The sequence below is a fragment of the Variovorax sp. Root411 genome, assembly GCF_001425205.1.
Classification (GTDB): domain Bacteria; phylum Pseudomonadota; class Gammaproteobacteria; order Burkholderiales; family Burkholderiaceae_C; genus Variovorax.
The window spans coordinates 155,145-178,279 of the sequence record NZ_LMDW01000012.1 but is presented as its reverse complement, the minus strand read 5'-3'; the positions used below and the strand labels follow the sequence as shown (position 1 = coordinate 178,279).

Sequence of the window (23,135 nt, the reverse complement as noted above, 5' to 3'; positions counted from 1 at the left end):
CTCGAGGAGTCCCCATGAAGACCCAGCCCACCGTTTCGCGCCGCTCACGAAGCCTGGCGCTCCTGGCACCGACAGCGCTTGCAGCCCTTACCCTGGCTTGCGGCACGGTGTCTGCCAAGACGCTGGTGTATTGCTCCGAAGGAAGCCCGGAGAACTTCTACCCCGGGATGAACACCACCGGCACCTCGTTCGATGTGACCACGCAGGTCTACAACACCATCGTCGAATTCGAGCGCGGCGGCACCAAGGTCGTGCCGGGCCTGGCCGAAAAGTGGGACATCTCCGCCGACGGCACGCAGTACACCTTCCACCTGCGCAAGGGCGTGAAGTGGCACAACACCAGCAAGAGCTTCAAGCCCACGCGCGACTTCAACGCCGACGACTTCATCTTCATGCTCGAGCGCCAGTGGAAGGAGAGCGACCCCTTCTTCAAGGTCACCAGCCAGAACCACTCGTACTTCAACGACATGGGCATGCCAAAGCTCCTGAAGACGGTGGACCGCATCGACGACTACACGGTGAAGATCGTGCTCAACCAGCCCGAGGCGCCGTTCCTGGCCAACCTGGCGATGCAGTACGCGGGCATCCAGTCGAAGGAATACGCGATTGCCATGCTGAAGGCCGGCACGCCCGAGAAGGTCGACCAGGACCCGATCGGCACCGGGCCGTTCTACCTCGTGCAGTACCAGAAGGACGCGATCATCCGCTTCAAGGCCTTCCCGCAGTACTGGGCCGGCAAGGCGAAGATCGACGACCTCGTGTTCGCGATCACGCCCGATGCGTCGGTGCGCTGGGCCAAGCTGCAGAAGGGCGAATGCCACGTGATGCCGTACCCGAACCCGGCCGACCTCGACGCGATACGTAAAGACCCGAACGTGCAGGTGCTGGAGCAGCCTGGCCTGAATGTCGGCTACCTCTCGTACAACACCACGAAGAAGCCCTTCGACGACGTGCGCGTGCGCAAGGCCATCAACATGGCGATCAACAAGAAGGCCATCATCGACGGCGTGTACCTCACGACCGGCGTGGCCGCGAAGAACCCGATTCCGCCGACCATGTGGTCCTACAACGATGCGGTGAAGGACGATCCGTATGACCCCGATGCCGCGAAGAAACTGCTGGCGCAGGCCGGCTTCCCCGATGGCTTCAGCACCGACCTGTGGGCCATGCCGGTGCAGCGTCCGTACAACCCGAATGCCAAGCGCATCGCCGAGCTGATGCAGGCCGACCTCGCCAAGATCAACGTCAAGGCCGAGATCAAGAGCTTCGAATGGGGCGAGTACCGCAAGCGCCTGCAGGCCGGCGAGCACCAGATGGGCATGCTGGGCTGGACCGGCGACAACGGCGACCCCGACAACTTCCTCTACACGCTGCTGGGCTGCGCCTCGGCCAAGTCGGCCAGCGGCAGCAACATCTCGAAGTTCTGCTACCAGCCCTATGAAGACCTCGTGGTGAAGGCCAAGAGCACGACGAAGCAGGCCGACCGAGATGCGCTCTACAAGAAGGCGCAGGTGATCTTCAAGGAGCAGGCGCCGTGGTTCACGATTGCACATGCGGTGCAGCTGAAGCCCGTGCGCAAGGAAGTCGTCGATTTCAAATTGAGCCCATTCGGTCGCCATACCTTCTACGGCGTGGATATCAAGTAAGCCGTGGCTGCACCCATCGCCATCGTGGCGGCCATGCACGAGGAGTTGAGTGCGCTGCTCGCGCAGATGCCCGACGAACAGCGCGTGCGCGTCGCCGGCCGCGACTTCTGGGTCGGGCATCTGCAGGGTCAGCCCGTGGTCGCGGTGCTGTCGCGCATCGGCAAGGTCGCGGCGGCGGTAACGGCCACGGTGCTGCTGGAGCGCTTCGGCGTTCGGGCCATCGTCTTCGCCGGTGTCGCGGGCGGGCTCGCGCCGGGCGTGAACATGGGCGACGTGGTGGTGGCGACTGACCTGCTGCAGCACGACATGGACGCTTCGCCGATCTTTCCGAAGTACGAGGTGCCGTTGATGGGCCTGTCGCGCTTCGCGGCAGATGCGGCGATCGGCGATGCGCTGGCGGCAGTGGCCGAAGGGACGCTGCGCGATCCGGCGGCCCTGGTGGGGCCGCAGGCTGTCGACGAGTTCGGCCTTCGCGCGCCGAAGGTGCATCGCGGCCTGCTGATCAGCGGCGACAGGTTCGTCTCGACCACCGCTGAGAGCATGGCGCTGCAGCGGGCACTGCCCGATGCGCTCGCGGTCGAGATGGAAGGCGCGTCGATGGCGCAGGTGTGCCACGACTACGGCGTGCCGTTCGCGGCCATGCGGACGATCTCCGATCGCGCCGACGATGCCGCGCATGGCGACTTCTCGCGCTTCGTCATTGCGGTGGCGAGCCGCTACAGTCTCGCGCTGATCGGCGCGTGGCTGTCTACCTTGCCGGCGGAACTCGGCTGAGCGAGGCCGTACGGCGGCGCGGAATGTCGCGCAGCAGCGGCGGGACCGAGAGCGCCAGCAGCAGCGCCGCCAATGGCACCACACAGACGAAGCCGACGTACTTGAAGCCCAGGGCGCCCATCGCGCCGCCCAGCACGAACATGCCGACCAACCCGCCGGCGCGGCGCATGCGGCTGCGGTCGTGCCGCACAACCAGCGCTGGTGCCGACTTGGAGCGGCGATTCCAGTAGAGCATCTTGCCGATCTCGATGCCCATGTCGGTGATGTTGCCGGTCATGTGAGTGGTGCGGATGCTGCCGCCCGAAGTCTTGGACGCCACCGCGTTCTGCAGGCCCATGATGAAGGACAGCAGCAGCACGGTGAGGGGCACCGCGAACGGCGTCGCCCAGGTCAGCGTGATGGCGCCCATGAGCCCGAACGGAAACATCAGCGCCGCCTCGAGCATCAGCGGAAGGGCGTAGACGCCGTGCATCCGGTGCTGCCGGCCCCAGTTCACGAGCATGGCGCAGACGGCGGCCCCGGTCAGGAAAGCCAGCATCGCGCCGAGCGCGTTCAGCAGCAGCTTGAGGTTGCCCAGCACCATGCCGTCGGCCAGTTGCGAGGCGAAGCCGGTCATGTGCGAGGTGTACATGTGCAGCACGAGGAAGCCGCCCGCGTTGACGGCGCCGGCATTGAAGGCCAGCAGCAGGCCCAGCGCGGTGTTGGTCGAGGGCGCGCGGTGGCGGTTGGTGAGGAAGCGGATTCTGCGCACTGTGGCTCTCCGGGTCAGCGCTTGCTGCCAGCCACTCTAGCACCCGCCGTGCGGCGTCTACTTGAGCCAGCCGCGCCGGCGGAAGTACCACATCGGCACCAGCGCGCTCGCCGCCATCAGCACGATGGCATACGGATAGCCCAGTGACCAGTCGAGCTCGGGCATGAACTTGAAGTTCATGCCGTAGATGCTCGCGATCAGCGTAGGCGGCAGTAGCGCCACGCTGGCCACCGAGAAGATCTTGATGGTCTTGTTCTGGTTGATGTTGATGAAACCGACGGTCGCATCCATCAGGAAGTTGATCTTGTCGAACAGGAAGGCCGTGTGGTTGTCCAGCGATTCGATGTCGCGCAGGATCTGGCGCGCTTCCTCGAACTGCTCGGCGTTGAGCATGCGGCTGCGCATCATGAAGCTGACCGCGCGGCGCGTGTCCATCACGTTGCGGCGGATGCGGCCGTTCAAGTCTTCCTGGCGCGCGATGGCACCCAGCACCTCGCCGGCCAACTCGTCGCTGACGTTGCCCTCGAGCACTTTCTTGCCCGCGATCTCGAGTTCGTCGTAGATGTTCTCGAGCGTGTCGGCCGAGTACTCGGCGTCGGCGTCGAAGAGCTTGAGCAGCACTTCCTTCGCGTCCTCGATGAGCCCCGGCGCGCGGCGCGCGCGCATGCGCAGCAGCCGGAACACGGGCACGTCCTCGTCATGGATCGAGAACAGCACGCCGCGGCTGCGAAGCTCGGTGTTGTGCTGGTTCAGGATGAACGCCACGCGCACCGACCGCGGGTCTTCGTCGTCGTCGATCAGGAAGTCGGAGCGGATGTGCAACTCGCCGTTGTCTTCCTCGTAGAAGCGGGCCGACTCCTCGATGTCCTCGTCCATCGCGTCTTCGGGAATCGAGAGGCCGTAGTACTGCTTGATCCAGCGCTTCTCTTCGAGCGTGGGCGACTCGAGGTCTACCCAGATCGGCTGGAACTTGGAGAGCTCCTCGAGCGACTCGATCTCTTCCTGGACGAGGCGGCCGTTGGCAAGCGTGAAGATGTTGAGCATGGGCTCACTCCCGTATATGACTGAAACGTTGGGCGAGGGAGGGGCGCTTTCAATTCCCGGGCCCGACGTGCGCGAAAAACGTGTCAGTGAAAGGGAGTTGAAAGCTGCCGAGACGGGGCGGTTTCCATGGGAAGAATCTCCGGTTGCAGCGAGGCGCGATTATGTCACCGGCCACATGACTGCCCAATGGATGGACTGGACGGGCATACAGTAAAGTCGCTCTCCATGCAGACCGCTGCGCTTCCTGTTTTTCCCGTCACGCCGAAGACCCAGGCCGAGCGCCTGGCTGCTGCGCTTGCGACGCTCAACGACGCGCAGCGCGCTGCGGTCGAGCATGGCGTGGGGGCGGCGATTGCCGAGCGCGACGAGCGGCCGCTGCTCGTCATTGCCGGCGCCGGTTCGGGCAAGACCAGCACGCTGGCGCACCGCGTGGCCCACCTGATCGCAGGCGGTGTCGATCCGCAGCGGCTGCTGCTTCTGACCTTTTCGCGCCGTGCCGCGCAGGAGATGGAGCGCCGCGCCGGACAGGTGCTGGCGCGGGTGCTCGGCCTGAAATCGGAGGCGCCACCTGCGCTGCCGTGGGCCGGCACCTTCCACGGCATCGGCGCGCGGCTGCTGCGCGAGTACGCGCCGCAGATTGGGCTCGGCGAGAACTTCACGATCCACGATCGCGGCGATGCCGAGGACCTGATGGGGCTGGTGCGCCATGAGCAGGGCCTGTCTTCCACCGTGAACCGTTTTCCGCGCAAAGGCACCTGCCTGTCGATCTACTCGCGCTGCGTCAACACGCGCGCGCCGCTGGCCGAGGTACTGAAGGAAGCCTTTCCCTGGTGCGGAGAATGGGAGGCCGAGCTCAAGAAGCTGTTCGGTGCCTACGTCGAGGCCAAGCAGCAGCAGAACGTGCTCGACTACGACGACCTGCTGCTCTACTGGGCCGAGATGGCCGCCGAGCCCGCGCTGGCCGCGCACATCGGCGCGCGCTTCGACCATGTGCTGGTCGACGAGTACCAGGACACCAACCTGTTGCAGGCCTCGATCCTGCTGGCGCTCAAGCCCGATGGACGAGGCGTGACGGTGGTGGGAGACGACGCGCAGTCGATCTATTCGTTTCGCGGCGCGACGGTGCGCAACATCCTCGACTTTCCGTCGCAGTTCACGCAGCAGGCCCGGGTGGTCACGCTGGAGCGCAACTACCGCTCGACGCAGCCGATCCTCGACGTGTCGAACCGCGTGATCGCGCAGGCGCCCGAGCGGCACGCCAAGACGCTGTGGACCGACAAGCCCTCGGCCGGCAAGCCGCTGCTGGTGCTGGTGCCCGACGAGGCCGGGCAGGCGCGCTGGGTGGCCGACAAGGTGCTGGCGCACCGCGAAGGCGGGCTGGCGCTGAAGTCGCAGGCGGTGCTGTTCCGCACCTCGACGCACAGTGCGGCGCTCGAGCTCGAACTGGCGCGGCGCAACATTCCGTTCGTAAAGTTCGGCGGGCTCAAATTTCTCGAGGCCTCGCATGTGAAGGACCTGCTCGCGGTGCTGCGTTTCGCCCAGAACCCGCGCGGGCGCATGGCGGGGTTTCGCGTGACGCAGCTGATACCGGGCATAGGCCCCGTCACCGGCACCCGGCTGCTCGATGCGATGGACCAGGCGGCCGATCCGGCCGCGGCAGTGCGCGACTTCGTGCCGCCGGCCGCTGCTCGCGCGCAATGGGCCGACTTCGCCGCAGCCTATGCCGCCTTGCGCGCGCCGGCGCTGAAGTGGCCGGCCGATGTCGAACTGGCGATGGCCTGGTACCTGCCGCACCTGGAGCGCCTGTACGAAGACACCTCCGGCGTGCGGCGCGCCGACGTCGAGCAATTGGCCCGCCTTGCCGCCGGGTATGCCTCGCGCGAACGCTTCCTCGCCGAACTCACGCTCGACCCGCCCGAGGCCACCAGCGATCGCCCGGGCCCGCCGCTGCTCGACGAGGACTACCTGATCCTCTCGACCATCCACTCGGCCAAGGGGCAGGAATGGAACTCCGTGCACGTGCTCAACGTGGTCGACGGCTGCCTGCCGGCCGACGTGGCGCAGGGCGCGCACGAGCTGGAAGAAGAGCGCCGGCTGCTCTACGTGGCGATGACCCGGGCGCGCGACCACCTGCACCTGCTGGTGCCGCAGCGCTTCTACATCACGCAGCAGGCGGCGCGCGGCGACCGGCACCTGTATGCCAACCGCACGCGCTTCATTGCCGAAGCCGATCTGGCCGGCTTCGAGCAGCAGACCTGGCCTCCTCCACCGGAGCGGCCGCCGGCCGTGCCGCCGCCGAGCGCGGTGATCGACCTGCGCAACCGGATGCGCGCGGCCTGGCGCTGACCGGATCGCTGCCGGCCCTTCCGGCGGCAGGGTCACGCGCTGGCAGAAGATGGAACACTTGTTCCGGATAAATCGCCGCATCGCCTGCCCTGCGCGTGGCAGATGCTATCGATTCGCTAGCGTGTGAAATGCCGCACACAAAGCGCAGAAACCCCGGGCAACTCAGGTATTGCAATACCGTGACAGCTTGGGCATAGTGAATCGAACTTGCCCTCTGTCTTCTTCTTTTTCTTCCCCGTCCCTCTCACAACTCCCGTTTCTCGCCGGCCAAGCTGCATTCCGCAGTGCGGTCATTTCCCCAACCGTCAATTCCAGGAGGTCATTCATGAATTTGACGATCAGCGGTCATCACCTCGACGTCACACCTGCCTTGCGCACCTACGTCACGAGCAAGCTGGACCGGATCACCCGACATTTCGACCAGGTCGTCGATGTGAAGGTGATCCTCACGGTGGAAAAGCAAAAGGAAAAGGAACGCCGCCAAAGGGCGGAATGCAACATCCACGTCAAGGGCAATGACATGTTCGCGGAATCGAGCCACGCTGATCTCTACGCTGCGGTCGATGAACTGGTCGACAAGCTCGACCGCCAGGTGGTGCGCCACAAGGACCGCCTGCAGGACCATCATCACGCGGCGCCCAAGCGCGTGATGTAAGGAGCCCCCGGCTCGGTCACAGGCCGCCTTCGGGCGGCTTTTTGTTTTCCGACTGCCGCGGTAGGGCTTTGGCAAGCCCCCAGAGGGAGCACGAGGCCTCTGGGCAACATGTAGACAGAAAGTAAATAGGGGGACTGGGGGTTTTTACCAAGCGGGTGCATAATCGCCCCCGCTCTGCACCCACCATGAATCGCCTCGCGTCCATCCTGCCGCCCGCCCAAGTGCTTGTGAGCGTTGACGCTACCAGCAAGAAACGTGCTTTCGAAGAAGCCGGCCTGCTGTTCGAAAGCCTTCACGGTCTGGGCCGTGCCCTCATCACCGACAGCCTGTTTGCGCGCGAGCGCCTCGGTTCCACCGGCCTGGGCCATGGCGTGGCCATTCCGCATGGCCGCATCAAGGGGCTCAAGGCGCCGATGGCCGCCGTGTTCCAGCTGGCCAATCCCATCGGCTTCGATGCACCCGACGAGCAGCCGGTCGCGCTGCTGATCTTCCTGCTGGTGCCCGAAGCGGCCACGCAGAAGCACCTCGAAATCCTCTCTGAAATCGCCGAGCTGCTGAGCGACGCCAGCCTGCGCGAACAGATCAAGTCCAGCACCGACGCGTCTGAATTGCACGGCCTTATCGCCGGCTGGCAGTCCACGCAAGTCGCTTGACCTTGGCTCGCCCCCAGGCTGCGCGCACTTCGTGTCGCTTCGCCTCCCCCCTGCCGGGGGCAATACCGGCGGCCCGGCAAAGCCGGTTCCACGGTATTCTGCGCAACACAAAAACTCGGGCGCCATGCGCCTGCCACTGAACGCATGAAGCCGACCGTCATCAGCGCCGACGCCATGTTCGAGGAGTTCCGCGGGTCGCTCCGCTGGGAATGGCTCGCAGGGCTCGGCGCTTCAGAACGCCAGTTCGACTCCGAAGTCATCAGCCGGGCCCAATCGGCGGCCGACCTCGTCGGCTACCTCAACTACATCCACCCGTACCGCGTGCAGATCCTCGGCGCCCGCGAGGTGGCCTACCTGACGCGCGGCAGCGAGGAAGACTGCGCCCGGCGCATCGCCCGCATCGTCACGCTGGAGCCCCCGATGCTGGTGCTGGCCGACGGCCAGGCCGCGCCGGACGAACTGCTGTCGATCTGCGAACGCGCCCAGCTGCCGCTGTTCGCCACGCGCGAGTCGTCGGCCTTCGTGATCGACCTGCTGCGCGCCTACCTGTCCAAGCACTTCGCCGAGCGCACCTCGATGCACGGCGTGTTCATGGACATCCTGGGCATGGGCGTGATGATCACGGGCGAGTCGGGCCTGGGCAAGAGCGAGCTCGGGCTGGAGCTGATCTCGCGCGGCAACGGCCTCGTGGCCGACGATGCGGTCGACCTCTTCCGCATCAACCAGAACACCATCGAAGGGCGCTGCCCCGACCTGCTGCTGAACCTGCTGGAAGTGCGCGGCATCGGCCTGCTGGACATCCGTGCGATCTTCGGCGAGACGGCGGTGCGCCGGAAAATGCGGCTGAAGCTCATCGTGCACCTCGTGCGGCGCGACAGCTTCGAGCGCGACTACGAGCGCATGCCCTCGGCGCCGCTCACGCAGGACGTGCTGGGCATCCCGGTGCGCAAGGTCATCATCCAGGTGGTGGCGGGGCGCAACATCGCGGTGCTGGTGGAGGCCGCGGTGCGCAATTCGATCCTGCAGCTGCGCGGCATCGACACCTATGCCGACTTCGTGGCGCGCCACCACAAGGCGATGGAAAACGGCCGCGACGGGGACTGACGGATCGGCGGGATGCGGCCGCCGCCGGTCCGCCCCAAGGCGGGCCGCGCCTCCCCCTCGGGGGGTGGAGTTACACGAAGTGAAGCGAAGTGAAAAGCCGGGGGGTCAACGCTTCTTTGCGCAGTCTCCGCACAAGCCGTACAGCGACATGGCATGGTCCTGCAGGATCCAGTCCTTGTCCTTGGCGATCATCTGCTGGCGGCGTTCGATCTCGGCGTCGTAGAACTCCTCGACCTTGCCGCACGAGGTGCAGATCAGGTGGTCGTGGTGCGTGCCCTCGTTCAGTTCGTAGACCGCCTTGCCGCTTTCGAAATGGCTGCGCTCGAGGATGCCGGCCTGCTCGAACTGGGTGAGCACGCGGTAGACGGTGGCCAGGCCGATGTCGGAGTGTTCGTTGAGCAGCACGCGGAACACGTCTTCCGCCGTCATGTGCCGTTGGCTGCCGGTCTGGAAGATCTCGAGGATCTTCAGGCGTGGCAAAGTGGCCTTGAGGCCGGTATTCTTGAGTTCGTCGATGTTGGCCATGTGATTCCTGCGCCCTGGGCTGCGGCAAAGGCCCTGAAAAGGGCCAGCCGCTACAATGGGCGATCATATCGCTACCCCCTTTTTCCTCCCATGCCTGCCATTCTCCAACGCCGTCCCTGGCTGCTGGTTGCTGCCGTTGCCGCAACGCTCTGCCTTGGTGCCTGCAGCGGTTTCAGCGATCGCACGCGTGGCGCGCTGGCCGCTGTCACTCCGTACAAAGTCGAAGTGGTGCAGGGCAATTTCGTGTCGAAGGAACAGGTCGCGGCGCTCAAGCCGGGCATGTCGCGCCAGCAGGTGCGTGAAATCCTCGGCACCTCGCTGCTGAACGACGTGTTCCACGCCAATCGCTGGGACTACGTGTTCACCATCCGCCGCCAGGGCGTAGACCCGCAGGAGCGCCACCTGACCGTGTTCTTCAACGGCGAGTTGATGGACCGCTTCGAAGGCGACGAAATGCCCAGCGAGGAAGAGTTCGTCGCCACGCTCGACACCCGCAAGAAATCCGGCAAGGTGCCCACGCTCGAGGCCTCGGAAGACGAGCTCAAGAAATTCGCACCCTCCAAGGACGAGAAGAAAGCCGACTCCGCCGCGGGCGCATCGGCTTCGCTGCCGCCGCTGCCGGCTGCCTATCCTCCGCTCGAAGCCGCGCGCTGAGCGCGGCACGAGCAGCATCAGCAGCGGGCGGCGCCCGCCGAGCCAGGCGGCGTCCGTCCCGTGTGCATGCATGCCATTGGCCGTTTCGAAATCCTCGAAGATTGAATCCGCGTGACTGAATCCACCTCCACTCCTGCCAATTCCACCCCGGCGCCACGCCGCATCGCCGTCGCGGGGGCTTCCGGCCGCATGGGCCACATGCTGATCGAGGCGGTGCGCAATGCGCCCGACCTGCGCCTGGCCGGCGCGCTCGACATCGCCGGCAGCCCGGCACTCGGCACCGATGCCGGCGCCTTCCTGGGCTTCGAGAGCGGCGTGTCCATCGTGTCCGACCTGCGCGCAGGCCTGAAGGACGCGCAGGTGCTCATCGACTTCACCCGCCCCGAAGGCACGCTCGCGCACCTCGCGGCATGCCGCGAGCTCGGCGTGCAGGCAGTCATCGGCACCACCGGCTTCAGCGACGCGCAGAAGGCCGAGATCGCCGAGATCGCGAAAGACATCGCGATCATGATGGCGCCCAACATGAGCGTGGGCGTCAACGTCACCTTCAAGCTGCTCGAAATGGCGGCCAAGGCCATGTCGACCGGCTACGACATCGAGATCATCGAGGCGCACCACCGCCACAAGGTCGATGCGCCCTCGGGCACCGCGCTCAAGATGGGCGAAGTCATCGCCGATGCACTGGGCCGCGACCTCAAGGACTGCGCCGTGTACGCCCGCGAGGGCATCACCGGCGAGCGCGACCCCTCCACCATCGGCTTCTCTGCCATCCGCGGCGGCGACATCGTGGGCGACCACACCGTGCTGTTCGCGGGCACCGGCGAGCGCATCGAGATCACCCACAAGTCGTCGAGCCGCGTCACCTACGCGCAGGGCAGCCTGCGCGCGGTGCGCTTCCTGGCCGGTCAGCGCGCCGGCCTGTTCGACATGTACGACGTGCTGGGCCTGCGCTAACTCAAGGGACCATCGATGAGCGTGCTCGAACTGCTGACCCATGGCGACGGCGTCAGCCGTTCGGTGGCGGCGCTGCTGCTGGCGATGTCGGTCGCGAGCTGGGTCATCATCCTCTGGAAGGCATGGCTGCTGCGCGGCGGCACGCGCGACGTGCTGCGCAGCATCGCGGCGTTCTGGCAGTCGTCCACGCTGGCCGACGCCGAACAGAAGCTCCGGGCGTTCGACCGCGCGACGCTCGTGTCGCCCGCGGTGTCGGCCATCAAGAGCATCGCAGCCGGCGCGCCGGCCGGCACGCTGGGTGCCTCGGTCGACCGCAACCAGCGGCTCACGCGCGTGCTGCGCGGCGCCTTGCACGGTGCGCTGCGCCGGCTGCAGGCGGGGCAGATCCTGCTCGCCACGGTGGGCGCCACGGCGCCTTTCGTCGGATTGCTGGGCACGGTCTGGGGCATCTACGGCGCGCTGTCGGGCATTGCCGGCCAGACCGGCGGCTTCACCATCGACAAGGTCGCCGGCCCGGTCGGCGAGGCGCTCATCATGACGGCCTTCGGCCTCGCCGTGGCCATTCCGGCCGTGCTGGCCTACAACGTCTTCGGCCGCGTCATCGGCCGCATCGAAGCGGAGCTCGAAGGCTTCGCGCACGACCTGCTGGGCAGCTTCGGCGAGGCGCCGGCACCCGCAGCACCGCCGCCGGCGCGGCCGATGCCGGTCTAGGGAGCGCACCCCGCCATGGCCTTCGGTCGCACTTCACTGGGCAGCAGCGCCGCAGGCGGTGGGCGTGCCATGGGCGCCGGTGCGCAGCGGCCGCTGTCCGACATCAACGTGACGCCGCTGGTCGACGTGATGCTGGTGCTGCTGGTGATCTTCATCATCACCGCGCCGCTGATGGCCAGCTCGATCAAGCTCGACCTGCCGCAGACCGACGCCGGCCAGCCCAACGACACGCCCAAGTTCGTGAGCCTCTCGGTCGATGCCTCGGGCAAGGTCTTCTTCAACGACCAGGCCGTGACCAACGAGGAACTGGCCGCGCGCCTTGAAAAGGCCGCTGCCGACAGCAAGGACACCGAGGTGCAGCTGCGCGCCGACCAGGCCGTGCCTTACGGCAAGGTGGTGGGGCTGATGGGCATCGCGAACAAGGCGGGGCTGAGCCGCATCGGGTTCGTGACCGAGGCGGAGGCGGCAGGCGAAAAGAAGTCGCGCTGACTTTGCCTTGTCTTGCTCCTTCCCCTTCCGGGGGAAGGTTGGGATGGGGGCACGGCGGCATCGGAGGCTGCGCGGCGGTGGAGGCCGTCAGCCCCCACCCCAACCCTCCCCCAGCGGGGGAGGGCGCGAATACCGGATGCTCAGCTCAACACCACAGGCTTGGTGCGCCAGATCTCGTGCGCGTACTGCGCAATGGTGCGGTCCGACGAGAACGCCCCCATCCCCGCCACATTGAGAATCGCCATCCGCGTCCACGCATCCGAATCGCGGTACAGCGCATCGACCTCGGCCTGCTTGGCCACGTAGCTCGCGTAGTCGGCCAGCAGCAGGTAGTGGTCGCCCCAGTTCACCAGCGCGTCGTAGATGCCCTGGTAGCGCGCGGGTTCGCCGGGTGAGAACGCGCCGTCGCGGATCGCGTCGAGCACGCGCTTGAGTTCGCCGTTCCCTTCGTAGATTTCGCGCGGCTGGTAGCCCCGCGCGCGGATGTCGGCCACTTCGGGCGTGGTATTGCCGAAGATGAAGATGTTCTCCGGCCCCACGTTCTCGCGCATTTCCACGTTGGCGCCGTCCAGCGTGCCGATGGTCAGCGCACCGTTGAGCGCGAACTTCATGTTGCCGGTGCCCGAGGCCTCGGTGCCGGCCGTCGAGATCTGCTCCGACAGGTCGGCCGCCGGCATGATGACTTCGGCCAGGCTCACGCTGTAGTTCGGCAAAAACACCACCTTCAGCAGCTTGCCTACGCGCGCGTCGGCGTTGATGGTGCCCGCCACGTCGTTGATGAGCCGGATGACGAGCTTGGCCATCGCGTAGGCCGAGGCCGCCTTGCCCGCGAACACCACCACGCGCGGCACGATGTCCAGCGGCGTGCCGGCCGCCTGCGCGTCGAGGATGCGGTGATAGCGCGCCACCACGTGCAGCACGTTGAGCAGCTGCCGCTTGTATTCGTGGATGCGCTTGACCTGCACGTCGAACAGCGCGTCCGTGTCGATGTCGATCTTCAGGTGCTGCTCGACCCAGTTGGCCAGCCGCAGCTTGTTCTCGCGCTTGGCATGTCGGAAGGCGCGCGCGAAGGCCGGTTGCTCAGCCATGGGCTTGAGCGCCTCGAGTTGCGACAGGTCGCGTCGCCAGCCCTTGCCGATGCGCTGGTCGAGCAGCGCCGCCAGCGGCGGGTTGGCCTGCGCCAGCCAGCGGCGCGGCGTGACGCCGTTGGTCTTGTTGTTGAAGCGCTCGGGAAAGATCTTCGCGAAGTCCGAGAAGATCGACTGCTTCATCAGCTCCGAGTGCAGCCCCGACACGCCGTTGATCGAGTGGCTGGCCAGCACCGCGACGTAGGCCATTCGCACGCGCCGCTCGCCGGCCTCGTCGACCAGCGACAGCCGGCGCATCAACTCCACGTCGTTGCCGACTTTCTGCGTCACGGCGGCCAGTAACTTGGCGTTGATGTCGTAGATGATCTGCAGATGCCGCGGCAGGATGCGGCCCAGCATCTCGACCGGCCAGGTCTCCAGCGCTTCGTGCATCAGCGTGTGGTTGGTGTAGCTGAACACCTTCTGCGTGTGCGCCCAGGCCACGTCCCACGCGAGGCCGTACTCGTCGAGCAGCAGGCGCATCAGCTCCGGCACGGCGAGCACGGGGTGCGTGTCGTTCAGGTGGATGCTGACCTTCTCCGAGAGCTGGTCGAAGGTCTTGTGGTTGCGCAGGTAGCGCCGCAGCAGGTCCTGCACGCTCGCGCTGCAGAAAAAATACTCCTGGTGCAGCCGCAGCTCGCGGCCCGAGGGCGTGGAGTCGTCGGGGTAGAGCACGCGCGAGACGTTCTCCGAGTGGTTCTTGCTTTCCACCGCCTGCATGTAGTTGCCGCGGTTGAAGGCCGAGAGGTCGATCTCCTCGGTGGCGCGCGCCGACCACAGCCGCAATGTGTTGGTGGCCTGCGTGCCGTAGCCCGGGATGATGGTGTCGTAGGCCACGGCGAGCACGTCGTGCGTGTCGACCCAGTCGGCCGCGCCGTAAGGGGCGTTGGTGCCTTCCCGCTTCTGCACGTGGCCGCCGAAGCGCACGCGGTAGTTCACCTCGGGCCGCTGGAACTCCCACGGGTTGCCGCGCGTGAGCCAGTAGTCGGGCGTCTCGACCTGCTGGCCGTCGACGATGCGCTGGCGGAACATGCCGTATTCGTAGCGGATGCCGTAGCCCATGCCCGGCACACCGAGCGTGGCCATCGAGTCGAGAAAGCAGGCCGCGAGCCGGCCCAGGCCGCCGTTGCCCAGGGCCGCATCGGGCTCGCGTTCGGCCAGTGCGTCCATGTCGACGCCGAAGTCGGCCAGCGCCTCGCGCACGGTGTCGTAGAGGTCGACCGCCAGCAGCGCATTGGTGAAGGTGCGCCCGATCAGGAACTCCATCGACAGGTAATAGACGCGCTTGAGGTCCTGCGCGTAGTTGGCGCGCGTGGTCATCATCCAGCGCTCGACCAGCTGGTCGCGCACGGCCTGCGAGGTGGCGTTGAGCCAGTCGTCCTGGCTGGCGGCGACCGGGTCCTTGCCGACCGCGTAGATCAGCTTGTTGGCCACCGCGCGCTTGAAGGCCGCGACGTCGCGATCGGGGTGGTCGTAGGCGAAGTCCTTGATCGTCATGAGCGTTCTCGGGTGGGTTTTGGTTTGCTGTCAGGGGCGTTCGGGTGCGTTCGGGACGCGTGCACAGGCCACCGGGTGCTCCCCTCCGCGAATGTCCCCCGCTTCGCTCCTCCTTTATTTCGCTGCGGGGAGCACCCGGTGCCCTGCGCACGATTGGCGCTGCGGTTGTTCCGCTCGATCAATGACTGCTCTGAACGATCACGTCGGCGGTGGGCTTCTTTTCGCGAAATAAAGGAGGAGCCCGAAGGGCGGGGGACATTCGAGAAAAGAAGCACGCCGTCGGCGTGATCGCGCCCCGAACAGCACGCGACGAGGCAAGGGGCAAAGCAGGCACTCATCCCAGTGCCTGCCGGTAAACGTCGATGTACTGCGCGGCCGCAGTGGCCCAGTCGGCGGGCCGGCGCATCGCATGGCCGCGCACGCGGCGCCAGTCAGGCGCGCGTTGGTACAAGGCAAAGGCGCGGCGCAACGCGCGCTCGTAGTCGGCCACCTCGAAGCCGTCGAACACGAAACCCGTGGCCTCGCCGCTGGCCATGTCTTCGAGCGAGCTGTCGACCACCGTGTCGGCCAGCCCGCCGACGCGGCGCACCAGCGGCAGGCTGCCGTACTTGAGGCCGTACATCTGCGTGAGGCCGCAGGGCTCGAAGAGCGAGGGCACCAGCGTCACGTCGCCCGCGCCGAACAGCTGATGGGCCAGCGTCTCGTTGTAGCCGATGGTGGCGCTCACCGACTGCGGCGCGGCCGCCGCACGCTGGCGGAAAGCTTCTTCGAGCCAGGTCTCGCCGCTGCCCAGCAGCGCGAGCTGGCCGCCCTGGGCGAGCAGCGCATCGAGCCCGCCGAGCACGAGATGCAGCCCCTTCTGCTCGGTGAGCCGGCTCACGAGGATGAAGAGCGGCGCGTCCGGGCGCTCGGCCAGTCCCAACTGGTGCTGCAGCACCGACTTGCAGCGCGCCTTGCCGGCCATGTGGCGGCCTTCGGGCGTGTGGTAGCCCTGCACCAGCGCGGCGTCGGTCGCCGGGTTCCAGACCTGGTCGTCGACCGCGTTGAGGATGCCGCTGAGCGCGCTGCTGCGCAGCCGCAGCAGGCCATCGAGCCCGCAGCCCTGCTCGGGCGTCTGGATCTCGAGCGCATAGGTCGGGCTGACCGTGGTGAGCCGGTCGGCGAAATACAGGCCGCCCTTCATGAACGAGACCTGGCCGTGGTATTCGAGGCCGTTCATCTGGAACGCGGGGCCGGGCAGGCCGAGTTCCGCGAAGTTCGATGGTGCAAAGAGGCCCTGGTAGGCGAGGTTGTGCACCGTGAAGACGCTGCCCACGCGCGGGCCGCCGGCCTGTTGCCGCGCGAAGTGCAGGTAGGCCGGCGCGAGCGCGGCATGCCAGTCGTGCGCATGCACGACTTCGGGCTGCCACAGCGGATCGAGCCCTTGCGCCAATTGCGCCGCGGCCCAGCCGAGCAGGGCGAACCGGCGGTGGTTGTCGCCGTAGGGCTGGCGCGAGGTGTCCTCGTAGGGATTGCCGGGCCGGTCGTAGAGCGCCGGCGCATCGATCACGTAGGCGGGGATGCCGGGCGCCCCGTCGATGTCGACGTGCCCGAGGCGCAGCCCGAAGCGTTCGCCCCACGGCGCGTCGAAACCGGCCACGGGCACCAGGTCGCGCACGCCCGCCACGATGGCCGGAAAGCCCGGCAGCAGCACGCGCGCGTCCTGCCCTTCGGCCATGAGCGCCAGGGGCAGGGCACCGGCGACGTCCGCCAGGCCGCCGGTCTTGAGGAGGGGGAAGAGTTCGGCGCTGACCTGAAGGATTCGCATCGTCAGTGCTGCCTCCATGCAAGATGGGATGGCACAAAGACCTGGTTTCTTCCAGGAATACCGCGGAACCGGCTTTGCCGGGCCGCTGGTATTGCCCCCGGCGAGGGGGTTGGCGAAGCGACACGAAGTGCGCGAAGACTGGGGGCGAATCTCATGCAGCCAGTCGTTTGAGCATCTCGCGCGTGACCAGCACCACGCCGTTCTCGGTGCGCTCGAAGCGCGCGGCGTCGACTTCGGCGTCCTCGCCGATCACCATGTCGTCGGGGATCACGCAGCCACGGTCGATCACCACGCGGTTGAGCCGGGCACCGCGTCCGACTTCCACGTCGGGCAGCAGCACCGCCTCGTTGATCTCGCAGAAGGAGTGGATGCGCACGCCCGAGAACAGCACCGAGCTGCTGACCTTGGAGCCCGAGACGATGCAGCCGCCCGACACGATGGTGTTGACCGTCATGCCGTGCTTGCCCTCGCGGTCGAGCACGAACTTGGCCGGCGGCAACTGCCGCTGGTAGGTCCAGATGGGCCAGTCGGTGTCATAGATGTCCAGCTCGGGGGTGATGGAGGCCAGGTCGAGGTTGGCCGCCCAGAATGCATCAATCGTGCCCACGTCGCGCCAGTAGGCCTTGGCGTCCGGCCCGCGCGAGGCCCGCGTGACGCACGACAGGCCGAAAGGATGGGCCAGCGCGCGGCCCTGGGCCACGGCGCGGGGAATGATGTCCTTGCCGAAATCGTGGCTCGAATCGGGGTTGACGCTGTCTTCTTCCAGCAGTTGGTAAAGGTACTCGGAATCGAACACGTAGATGCCCATGCTCGCCAGCGCCACGTCGGGGTGGCCGGGCATGGCGGGCGGGTCGGCGGGCTTTTCGAGGAAGTCGGTGATCCGGCGGCTCTCGTCGATGGCCATCACGCCGAAGGCCGTGGCTTCCATGCGCGGCACCTCGATGCAGCCGACCGTGCAGCCCAGGCCGTGCTCGGCGTGGTCCTTCACCATGATCGAGTAGTCCATCTTGTAGATGTGGTCGCCGGCCAGCACCACCACGTAGTCGTGCTTGGTGGAGCGGGTCTGGATGATGTCGAGGTTCTGGAACACCGCGTCGGCCGTGCCGCGGTACCAGTGCTCGTCGCCCACGCGTTGCTGTGCGGGCAGCACGTCGACCATTTCGTTGAGCTCGGCGCGCAGGAAGCTCCAGCCGCGCTGCAGGTGGCGCATGAGCGAGTGCGACTTGTACTGCGTGACCACCGCCATGCGCCGGATGCCGGAGTTCAGGCAGTTGGACAGCGCGAAGTCGATGATGCGGAACTTGCCGCCGAAGTACACGGCCGGCTTGGCGCGCCGGTCGGTCAGCTGCTTGAGGCGGGAGCCGCGTCCGCCGGCCAGCACCAGGGCGATGGTGCGGCGGACCAGTTGATGGGCCTGCAGCTCCTGCGAGGGCTGCGCTTTCGGTGTGAGGTTGTCCATCCTGAGTCTCCGTTCGTTCGCTTGTTGGAATTCATTCGCCGTCAGGGTCTCTGCGTCGAGACTAGCACCGCGCCGTGCGCCTGGCTCCTACGTTCTTGCGATCCCGATGCTTGAAAAAGGCACTTGCGCCGTGCCGCCGAGCGCCCGGCCCATCTCACCCGGATCGTCCTCGGGATCGGTGGACAGGCGCAGGCGCCATGCGCCCGCGGGCAGCGTGAAGGACACGGCCTGCGGGCCTGCGTTCACCAGCACCAGCCAGCCATCGCCAAAAAGGATTGCAAGTGCCGTGCCCGTGCGCCAGTCGTCGGCCGTCATCGGTTCGCCGTCGGGGCGCAGCCAGCGGATGCCCGCTGTCGCGCCCTGCGGCGCCTCGGCCGGCCACCAGCGGGTGCTGCGCAGGGCCGGGGCTTCGCGGCGCAGGGCGGCGAGGCGCGCCACGAAGGCGCTCGTGCGGGCCGCGTCGCTGTCGGGGGCGCCGATCCACGCGAGCCAGGTGGTCTCGTTGTCCTGGCAGTAGGCGTTGTTGTTGCCCTGCTGGCTGTGGCCGAGCTCGTCGCCGGCCAGCAGCATGGGCGTGCCCTGGGACAGCATCAGCGCGGCGAGCAGCGCGCGCTGCAGGCGGCTGCGCAGGGCCAGCACGGCGGGGTCGCCGCTCGGGCCCTCGACGCCGCAGTTGTTGCTCATGTTGTGGCCATGGCCGTCGCGGTTGTCCTCGCCGTTGGCGAGGTTGTGGCGCTCGTTGTAGCTCACGAGGTCGCGCAGCGTGAAGCCGTCGTGCGCGGTGACGAAGTTGACGCTCGCGGCCGGCGAGCGGCCGTGATGGGCGAACTGCGTGCTGGAAGCGGTGAAGCGATGGGCGAAGTCGCCGAGGCTGGCCCTGTCGTCGTGCGCCTGCCGCAGCCAGAAGCCACGCTGCGTGTCGCGGTAGCGGTCGTTCCATTCGAGCCAGCCCGGCGGGAACTCGCCAAGGCGGTAGCCGCCGGGGCCGAGGTCCCAGGGCTCGGCGATGAGCAGGGTGCGCGAGAGCACCGGGTCTTGCGCGATGGCGGAGAAGAAGGGCGCGCGTGGGTCGAAGCCTCGTTGCGCGTCGCGCCCGAGCACCGGGGCGAGGTCGAAGCGGAAGCCGTCGACGCCCATCTCGCAGGCCCAGAAGCGCAGGCTGTCCATCACCAGCTGCAGCACACGCGGCTCGCCGAGGTTCAGGCAATTGCCCGTGCCGGCCCAGTTCTCGTAGAGGGCGCGGTCGTCGGCGCGCAGGTGGTAGTACAGCGCGTTGTCGATGCCGCGCAGCGAGAGCGTGGGACCGAGCTCGTCGGTCTCGGCGCTATGGTTGTAGACCACGTCGATCACCAGCTCCATGCCTCGTGCGTGTATGGCGTCGGCCATCGCGCGGAACTCGCTGGCGGGCGTGGTGCCGGGGCGGCCGCTCCAGTAGCGGGTCTCGGGAGCGAACCAGCCGATGGTGGTGTAGCCCCAGTAGTTGCTCAGGCCCATGCGCAGCAGGCGTTGCTCGTCGGCGCGGTGCTGGACGGGCATGAGGCTCAGCGTGGTGACACCCAGGCGCTGGAGGTGGTCGAGCACGGCGGGCTCCGCGAGGCCGGCGTAGGTGCCCCGGAGCGCCGCGGGGACCGCGGGGTGGAGCTTGGTCTGGCCCTTGACGTGCAGTTCGCAGAGCACGCGCTCGCCGGCGGGGATGCGGGCGTGGCCGGATGCTGCTGCCGGACCGGTGTGTAGTGCGACACGGGCCTTGAGCGCGACGGATGCGTTGTCGCGGGTGTCTCTCTTGTCTGGATTCGCGGGGTCGTGGCCGAGGAAGATGTCGCTGCCGTCGTAGGTGCCGACGATCTCGCGGGCGTAGGGGTCGAGCAGAAGCTTGGCTGGGTTGAAGCGCTGGCCCTCATGCGGGGACCAGGGGCCGTGGACTCTGTAGCCGTAGATCAAGCCGGGCTTGCCGCTGGGCAGGTGGCCGTGCCAGATGCCGTTTGTGCATACCGGTAGGTTGAGGCGCTGCTGCTCGCTCTTGCCGGTGCTGTCGAAGATGCAGAGCTGTACTGCTTCTGCTGTTGGCGCTGCTATTGCGAAGTTGACTCCCTGTTGCGATGGTGTTGCGCCCAAGGGGAAGGGGGTGCCTGGGCTCAGCATGTTGCTGCCTTCGGTAGGTGTTTGCTTTCCGGGGTCGGGTCTCGCCCCGACAGGCGACCTACTTTTCTTTGCTTCGCCAAAGAAACGTAGGCAAAAGAAAGGCGACCCCACTGTCTGCGACCCCTTCGCTTCGCTACGGGGCAACCTGCGGTGCTCGCGTTTCGCGGGGTCTCGCCCAAACTCGCTTCGCTCAAACAAGGGCGAGCCCTGATCCGCGAAACACTCCGCTCCTCGGCGCAGCCAGAGGGGAGGGGAGTCTTTCGGGCCTTTGCTTCGCTCGGCCACCATGCCACCGCAGGCGCGAAGCGCCTGCGGTGGTTGGTATTGGCTGTTCCGGGGCCGAGCGCAGCGATGGCGCGTTCGGTTTCCAAGCCCTTCTGGCTGCGCCGAGGAGCGCAGACGTAGGAGGGATCAGGGCCGCAGCTGTTTGAGCGAAGCGAGTTCTGCGGACCCCCTCCGTAGTCGAGCACCGCAGGTTGCCCGAAGCGAAGCGCAGGGGCAGGGACGCAGACAGCAGGGTCGCCTTTCTTTTGCCTACGTTTCTTTGGCGAAGCAAAGAAAAGTAGGTCGGCCGCCGGGCCGAGACCCGGCCCCGGAAAGCAAACCAAATCAAGCAACGTCAAACCAACACCCACATCACAGTAGCCAGCGGCGGCACGCTGATCGAAACAGAGTCCGCCTTCCCATGCCACGGCACAGGAGAACTCTCGACAACCCCGTTCCCCAAACCACTGCCCCCATAAATCGAGCCATCCGTATTGACGATCTCCCGGTAGGAGCCAGCACAAGGAACCCCCAGCCGATACCCATGCCGAGGCAAAGGCGTGAAGTTGCAGACCGCCACAACAAACGCACCATCCCGCGCCCGCCGCACAAACGCAAACACCGACTGATCCGCATCGTCATGCACGATCCACTCGAACCCCGCGCCGTCGTGGTCGAGCTCATGCAACGCAGGAAAGTGCCGATACACGTTGTTCAGGTCGCGCACCAGCCGCCGTACCCCCTGATGCGCCGCGTGCTCCAGCAGATGCCAGTCGAGGCTGCGGTCGGCATTCCATTCCGCGTACTGCGCGAACTCGCCTCCCATGAACAGCAGCTTCTTCCCCGGATACGCCCAGAGGTAGCCATACAGGTTGCGCAGGCCCGCGAACTTCTGCCACTCGTCGCCAGGCATCCGACCGATCATCGAGCCCTTGCCGTGCACCACCTCGTCGTGCGACAGCGGCAGCACGAAGTTCTCGCTGTGCGCGTACATCAGCCCGAAGGTGATCTGCTGGTGGTGATGCTTGCGGTAGACCGGATCGGTGCCTGCATACGCCAGCGTGTCGTTCATCCACCCCATGTTCCACTTGTAGTGAAAACCCAGCCCGCCATCTTCCGGCGGCCGGGTCACGCCGGGGAAGCTCGTCGATTCCTCGGCCACCGTCATGGCCCCGGGCCGCTCGATGCCCACGACGCGGTTCATGCGCCGCAGGAAGTCGATGGCCTCCAGGTTCTCGCGCCCGCCGAGCACGTTCGGCACCCACTCGCCGGCCTTGCGGCTGTAGTCGCGGTACAGCATCGAGGCCACCGCATCCACGCGCAGGCCGTCCACGCCATAGCGCTCCAGCCAGTACAGCGCATTGCCGACGAGGTAGTTGCGCACCTCCGTGCGCGCGTAATTGAAGATCAGCGTCTGCCAGTCGTTGTGGAAGCCTTCGCGCGGATCGGCGTACTCGTAGAGCGCGGTGCCGTCGAAGCGGCCGAGGCCGTGCGAATCGGTCGGGAAGTGCGCGGGCACCCAGTCGAGGATCACGCCCAGTCCCGCGGCATGCGCCGCCTCCACGAAGTGCCGGAAATCGCCCGGCGTGCCGAAGCGCGAGGTGGGCGCGTAGAGCCCGATCGGCTGGTAGCCCCATGAGCCGTCGAAGGGGTGTTCGCTGATCGGCAGCAGCTCGATGTGCGTGAAGCCCATGTCGCGCGCATAGGGCACCAGCGTGTCGGCCAGCTCGCGGTAGTCCAGCCATTCGTGGCCGTTGTTCTTGCGGCGCCACGAGCCCAGGTGCACTTCGTAGATGCTGATCGGCGCATGGCGCCCGTTCGCGGCGGCGCGGTCTTCGGGCAGCTTCACCGGAGCGGGCAGGGGCTGCACCACGCAGGCGGTGTCGGGCCGCAGCTGCGACGAGAACGCGAAGGGATCGGCCTTGCGCAGCACCTCGCCCTGCGCCGACAGGATCTCGAACTCGTAGCTGTCGCCCACTGTCACATGCGGCGCGAAGATCTCCCACACGCCGCACTCGCGGCGCAGCCGCATCATGTGGCGCCGGCCGTCCCAGTTGTTGAAGCTGCCCACCACCGACACGCGCCTTGCATTCGGCGCCCAGACGGCAAAGGCCACGCCCTTCACGCCGTCCATCTCGCGCAGATGTGCGCCCAGCCGTTCCCAGGGGCGCAGGTGCGTGCCCTCGGCCAGCAGCCACACGTCGGTTTCGCCGAGCACGAACGGAAAGCGGTAGGGGTCTTCGAGCCGCGAGGTGTGCGCATCCCAGTCGACCTGGAACGAGTAGCCCATGCGGGCCTCCGCCGCCGGGACCAGCCCGCAGAACAGGTCCGACTCCGGATGCCGCGCGAGGATGGCCAGCGGCCAGCCGGTACGCGAATGCACCACGGCCACGCGCTGCGCGCCGGGGAGGAGCGCGCGCACTTCCATGCCCTCGGGCGTCTCGTGGGGGCCCAGCACGGCGAACGGATCGCCGTGCTCCGCGCGCATCAGCGCATGGATTTCGGATTCGGGCAGCGGCTTCGAGGAAGGCAT

General features: G+C 66.9%; 18 protein-coding genes. 10 read left to right on the top strand and 8 right to left on the bottom strand.

The features are described 5' to 3' along the window. The first annotated feature begins 14 nt into the window (after positions 1-14). Complete coding sequence (locus ASC92_RS11805; protein WP_056515136.1) at positions 15-1,646, top strand: ABC transporter substrate-binding protein; 1,632 nt, start codon at positions 15-17, stop codon at positions 1,644-1,646. 3 nt (positions 1,647-1,649) lie between these two features. Next, positions 1,650-2,420 (top strand): 5'-methylthioadenosine/adenosylhomocysteine nucleosidase, encoded by a 771-nt coding sequence (locus tag ASC92_RS11800; RefSeq protein WP_056515133.1) that lies wholly within the window; start codon positions 1,650-1,652, stop codon positions 2,418-2,420. On the opposite strand, the gene ASC92_RS11795 is transcribed toward ASC92_RS11800, so the two are convergent. Further along, a complete protein-coding gene (locus ASC92_RS11795) occupies positions 2,395-3,171 on the bottom strand; it encodes a YoaK family protein (protein ID WP_056515130.1) in 777 nt (258 codons plus the stop codon). The genes ASC92_RS11800 and ASC92_RS11795 overlap by 26 nt on opposite strands. A gap of 57 nt (positions 3,172-3,228) precedes the next feature. After that, on the bottom strand, positions 3,229-4,215 hold the full coding sequence (gene corA, locus ASC92_RS11790) for a magnesium/cobalt transporter CorA (RefSeq protein ID WP_056515127.1): 987 nt from the start codon (positions 4,213-4,215) through the stop codon (positions 3,229-3,231). A gap of 225 nt (positions 4,216-4,440) precedes the next feature. Between corA and ASC92_RS11785 the strand changes: the two genes are divergently transcribed. From ASC92_RS11785 to hprK, 4 genes are all read left to right on the top strand, one after another. Then, positions 4,441-6,561: an ATP-dependent helicase gene (locus tag ASC92_RS11785; protein ID WP_056515122.1), complete on the top strand. Its 2,121-nt coding sequence runs from the start codon at positions 4,441-4,443 to the stop codon at positions 6,559-6,561. Positions 6,562-6,886: 325 nt separating this feature from the next. Next, positions 6,887-7,216, top strand: a complete 330-nt coding sequence (gene hpf, locus ASC92_RS11780) for a ribosome hibernation-promoting factor, HPF/YfiA family (RefSeq protein ID WP_056515121.1) — start codon at positions 6,887-6,889, stop codon at positions 7,214-7,216. Positions 7,217-7,401: 185 nt separating this feature from the next. Beyond that, a complete protein-coding gene (locus ASC92_RS11775; protein WP_056515118.1) occupies positions 7,402-7,869 on the top strand; it encodes a PTS sugar transporter subunit IIA in 468 nt (155 codons plus the stop codon). A gap of 144 nt (positions 7,870-8,013) precedes the next feature. Then, entirely contained in the window at positions 8,014-8,973 is a 960-nt protein-coding gene (gene hprK, locus ASC92_RS11770; protein WP_056515117.1) for an HPr(Ser) kinase/phosphatase, read from the top strand. Positions 8,974-9,078: 105 nt separating this feature from the next. Here hprK and fur read toward each other — a convergent pair whose 3' ends face one another. Further along, positions 9,079-9,498: a ferric iron uptake transcriptional regulator gene (fur, locus tag ASC92_RS11765; RefSeq protein ID WP_007832691.1), complete on the bottom strand. Its 420-nt coding sequence runs from the start codon at positions 9,496-9,498 to the stop codon at positions 9,079-9,081. A gap of 90 nt (positions 9,499-9,588) precedes the next feature. Here fur and ASC92_RS11760 point away from each other — a divergent pair, with 90 nt between their 5' ends. From ASC92_RS11760 to ASC92_RS11745, 4 genes are all read left to right on the top strand, one after another. Continuing rightward, positions 9,589-10,152, top strand: a complete 564-nt coding sequence (locus ASC92_RS11760) for an outer membrane protein assembly factor BamE (protein WP_056515114.1) — start codon at positions 9,589-9,591, stop codon at positions 10,150-10,152. A 111-nt stretch (positions 10,153-10,263) separates the two neighbouring features. Beyond that, entirely contained in the window at positions 10,264-11,106 is an 843-nt protein-coding gene (dapB, locus tag ASC92_RS11755; protein WP_082519579.1) for a 4-hydroxy-tetrahydrodipicolinate reductase, read from the top strand. A 15-nt stretch (positions 11,107-11,121) separates the two neighbouring features. After that, positions 11,122-11,817, top strand: a complete 696-nt coding sequence (locus ASC92_RS11750; RefSeq protein ID WP_056515106.1) for a MotA/TolQ/ExbB proton channel family protein — start codon at positions 11,122-11,124, stop codon at positions 11,815-11,817. Positions 11,818-11,832: 15 nt separating this feature from the next. Next, positions 11,833-12,306 (top strand): ExbD/TolR family protein, encoded by a 474-nt coding sequence (locus ASC92_RS11745; RefSeq protein WP_056515103.1) that lies wholly within the window; start codon positions 11,833-11,835, stop codon positions 12,304-12,306. A gap of 140 nt (positions 12,307-12,446) precedes the next feature. On the opposite strand, the gene ASC92_RS11740 is transcribed toward ASC92_RS11745, so the two are convergent. The 5 genes from ASC92_RS11740 to glgB form a co-directional block, all read right to left on the bottom strand. After that, positions 12,447-14,930 carry a glycogen/starch/alpha-glucan phosphorylase gene (locus tag ASC92_RS11740; RefSeq protein WP_056515100.1) on the bottom strand — a complete coding sequence of 828 codons (2,484 nt, stop codon included), beginning with the start codon at positions 14,928-14,930 and terminating at the stop codon, positions 12,447-12,449. Between the two features lie 334 nt (positions 14,931-15,264). Next, positions 15,265-16,737 carry a glycogen synthase GlgA gene (gene glgA / locus ASC92_RS11735; protein WP_056516349.1) on the bottom strand — a complete coding sequence of 491 codons (1,473 nt, stop codon included), beginning with the start codon at positions 16,735-16,737 and terminating at the stop codon, positions 15,265-15,267. Positions 16,738-16,888: 151 nt separating this feature from the next. Next, positions 16,889-18,196: a glucose-1-phosphate adenylyltransferase gene (gene glgC / locus ASC92_RS11730; protein WP_056515097.1), complete on the bottom strand. Its 1,308-nt coding sequence runs from the start codon at positions 18,194-18,196 to the stop codon at positions 16,889-16,891. 87 nt (positions 18,197-18,283) lie between these two features. Then, positions 18,284-20,338 (bottom strand): glycogen debranching protein GlgX, encoded by a 2,055-nt coding sequence (gene glgX, locus ASC92_RS11725; protein ID WP_056515095.1) that lies wholly within the window; start codon positions 20,336-20,338, stop codon positions 18,284-18,286. A 619-nt stretch (positions 20,339-20,957) separates the two neighbouring features. Next, positions 20,958-23,135, bottom strand: coding sequence for a 1,4-alpha-glucan branching protein GlgB (gene glgB / locus ASC92_RS11720; RefSeq protein ID WP_056515092.1), 2,178 nt, complete (start codon positions 23,133-23,135; stop codon positions 20,958-20,960).

Bases quoted from the DNA above. Each gene is read 5' to 3' on its own strand.
- ASC92_RS11805 (WP_056515136.1), top strand. From the start codon at position 15: ATGAAGACCCAGCCCACCGTTTCGCGCCGCTCACGAAGCCTGGCGCTC.
- glgB (WP_056515092.1), bottom strand. From the start codon at position 23,135: ATGCCTTCCTCGAAGCCGCTGCCCGAATCCGAAATCCATGCGCTGATG.
- glgX (WP_056515095.1), bottom strand. From the start codon at position 20,338: ATGCTGAGCCCAGGCACCCCCTTCCCCTTGGGCGCAACACCATCGCAA.
- ASC92_RS11760 (WP_056515114.1), top strand. From the start codon at position 9,589: ATGCCTGCCATTCTCCAACGCCGTCCCTGGCTGCTGGTTGCTGCCGTT.
- hpf (WP_056515121.1), top strand. From the start codon at position 6,887: ATGAATTTGACGATCAGCGGTCATCACCTCGACGTCACACCTGCCTTG.
- ASC92_RS11740 (WP_056515100.1), bottom strand. From the start codon at position 14,930: ATGACGATCAAGGACTTCGCCTACGACCACCCCGATCGCGACGTCGCG.
- glgA (WP_056516349.1), bottom strand. From the start codon at position 16,737: ATGCGAATCCTTCAGGTCAGCGCCGAACTCTTCCCCCTCCTCAAGACC.
- ASC92_RS11745 (WP_056515103.1), top strand. From the start codon at position 11,833: ATGGCCTTCGGTCGCACTTCACTGGGCAGCAGCGCCGCAGGCGGTGGG.
- ASC92_RS11750 (WP_056515106.1), top strand. From the start codon at position 11,122: ATGAGCGTGCTCGAACTGCTGACCCATGGCGACGGCGTCAGCCGTTCG.
- corA (WP_056515127.1), bottom strand. From the start codon at position 4,215: ATGCTCAACATCTTCACGCTTGCCAACGGCCGCCTCGTCCAGGAAGAG.
- ASC92_RS11785 (WP_056515122.1), top strand. From the start codon at position 4,441: ATGCAGACCGCTGCGCTTCCTGTTTTTCCCGTCACGCCGAAGACCCAG.
- ASC92_RS11775 (WP_056515118.1), top strand. From the start codon at position 7,402: ATGAATCGCCTCGCGTCCATCCTGCCGCCCGCCCAAGTGCTTGTGAGC.
- fur (WP_007832691.1), bottom strand. From the start codon at position 9,498: ATGGCCAACATCGACGAACTCAAGAATACCGGCCTCAAGGCCACTTTG.
- glgC (WP_056515097.1), bottom strand. From the start codon at position 18,196: ATGGACAACCTCACACCGAAAGCGCAGCCCTCGCAGGAGCTGCAGGCC.
- hprK (WP_056515117.1), top strand. From the start codon at position 8,014: ATGAAGCCGACCGTCATCAGCGCCGACGCCATGTTCGAGGAGTTCCGC.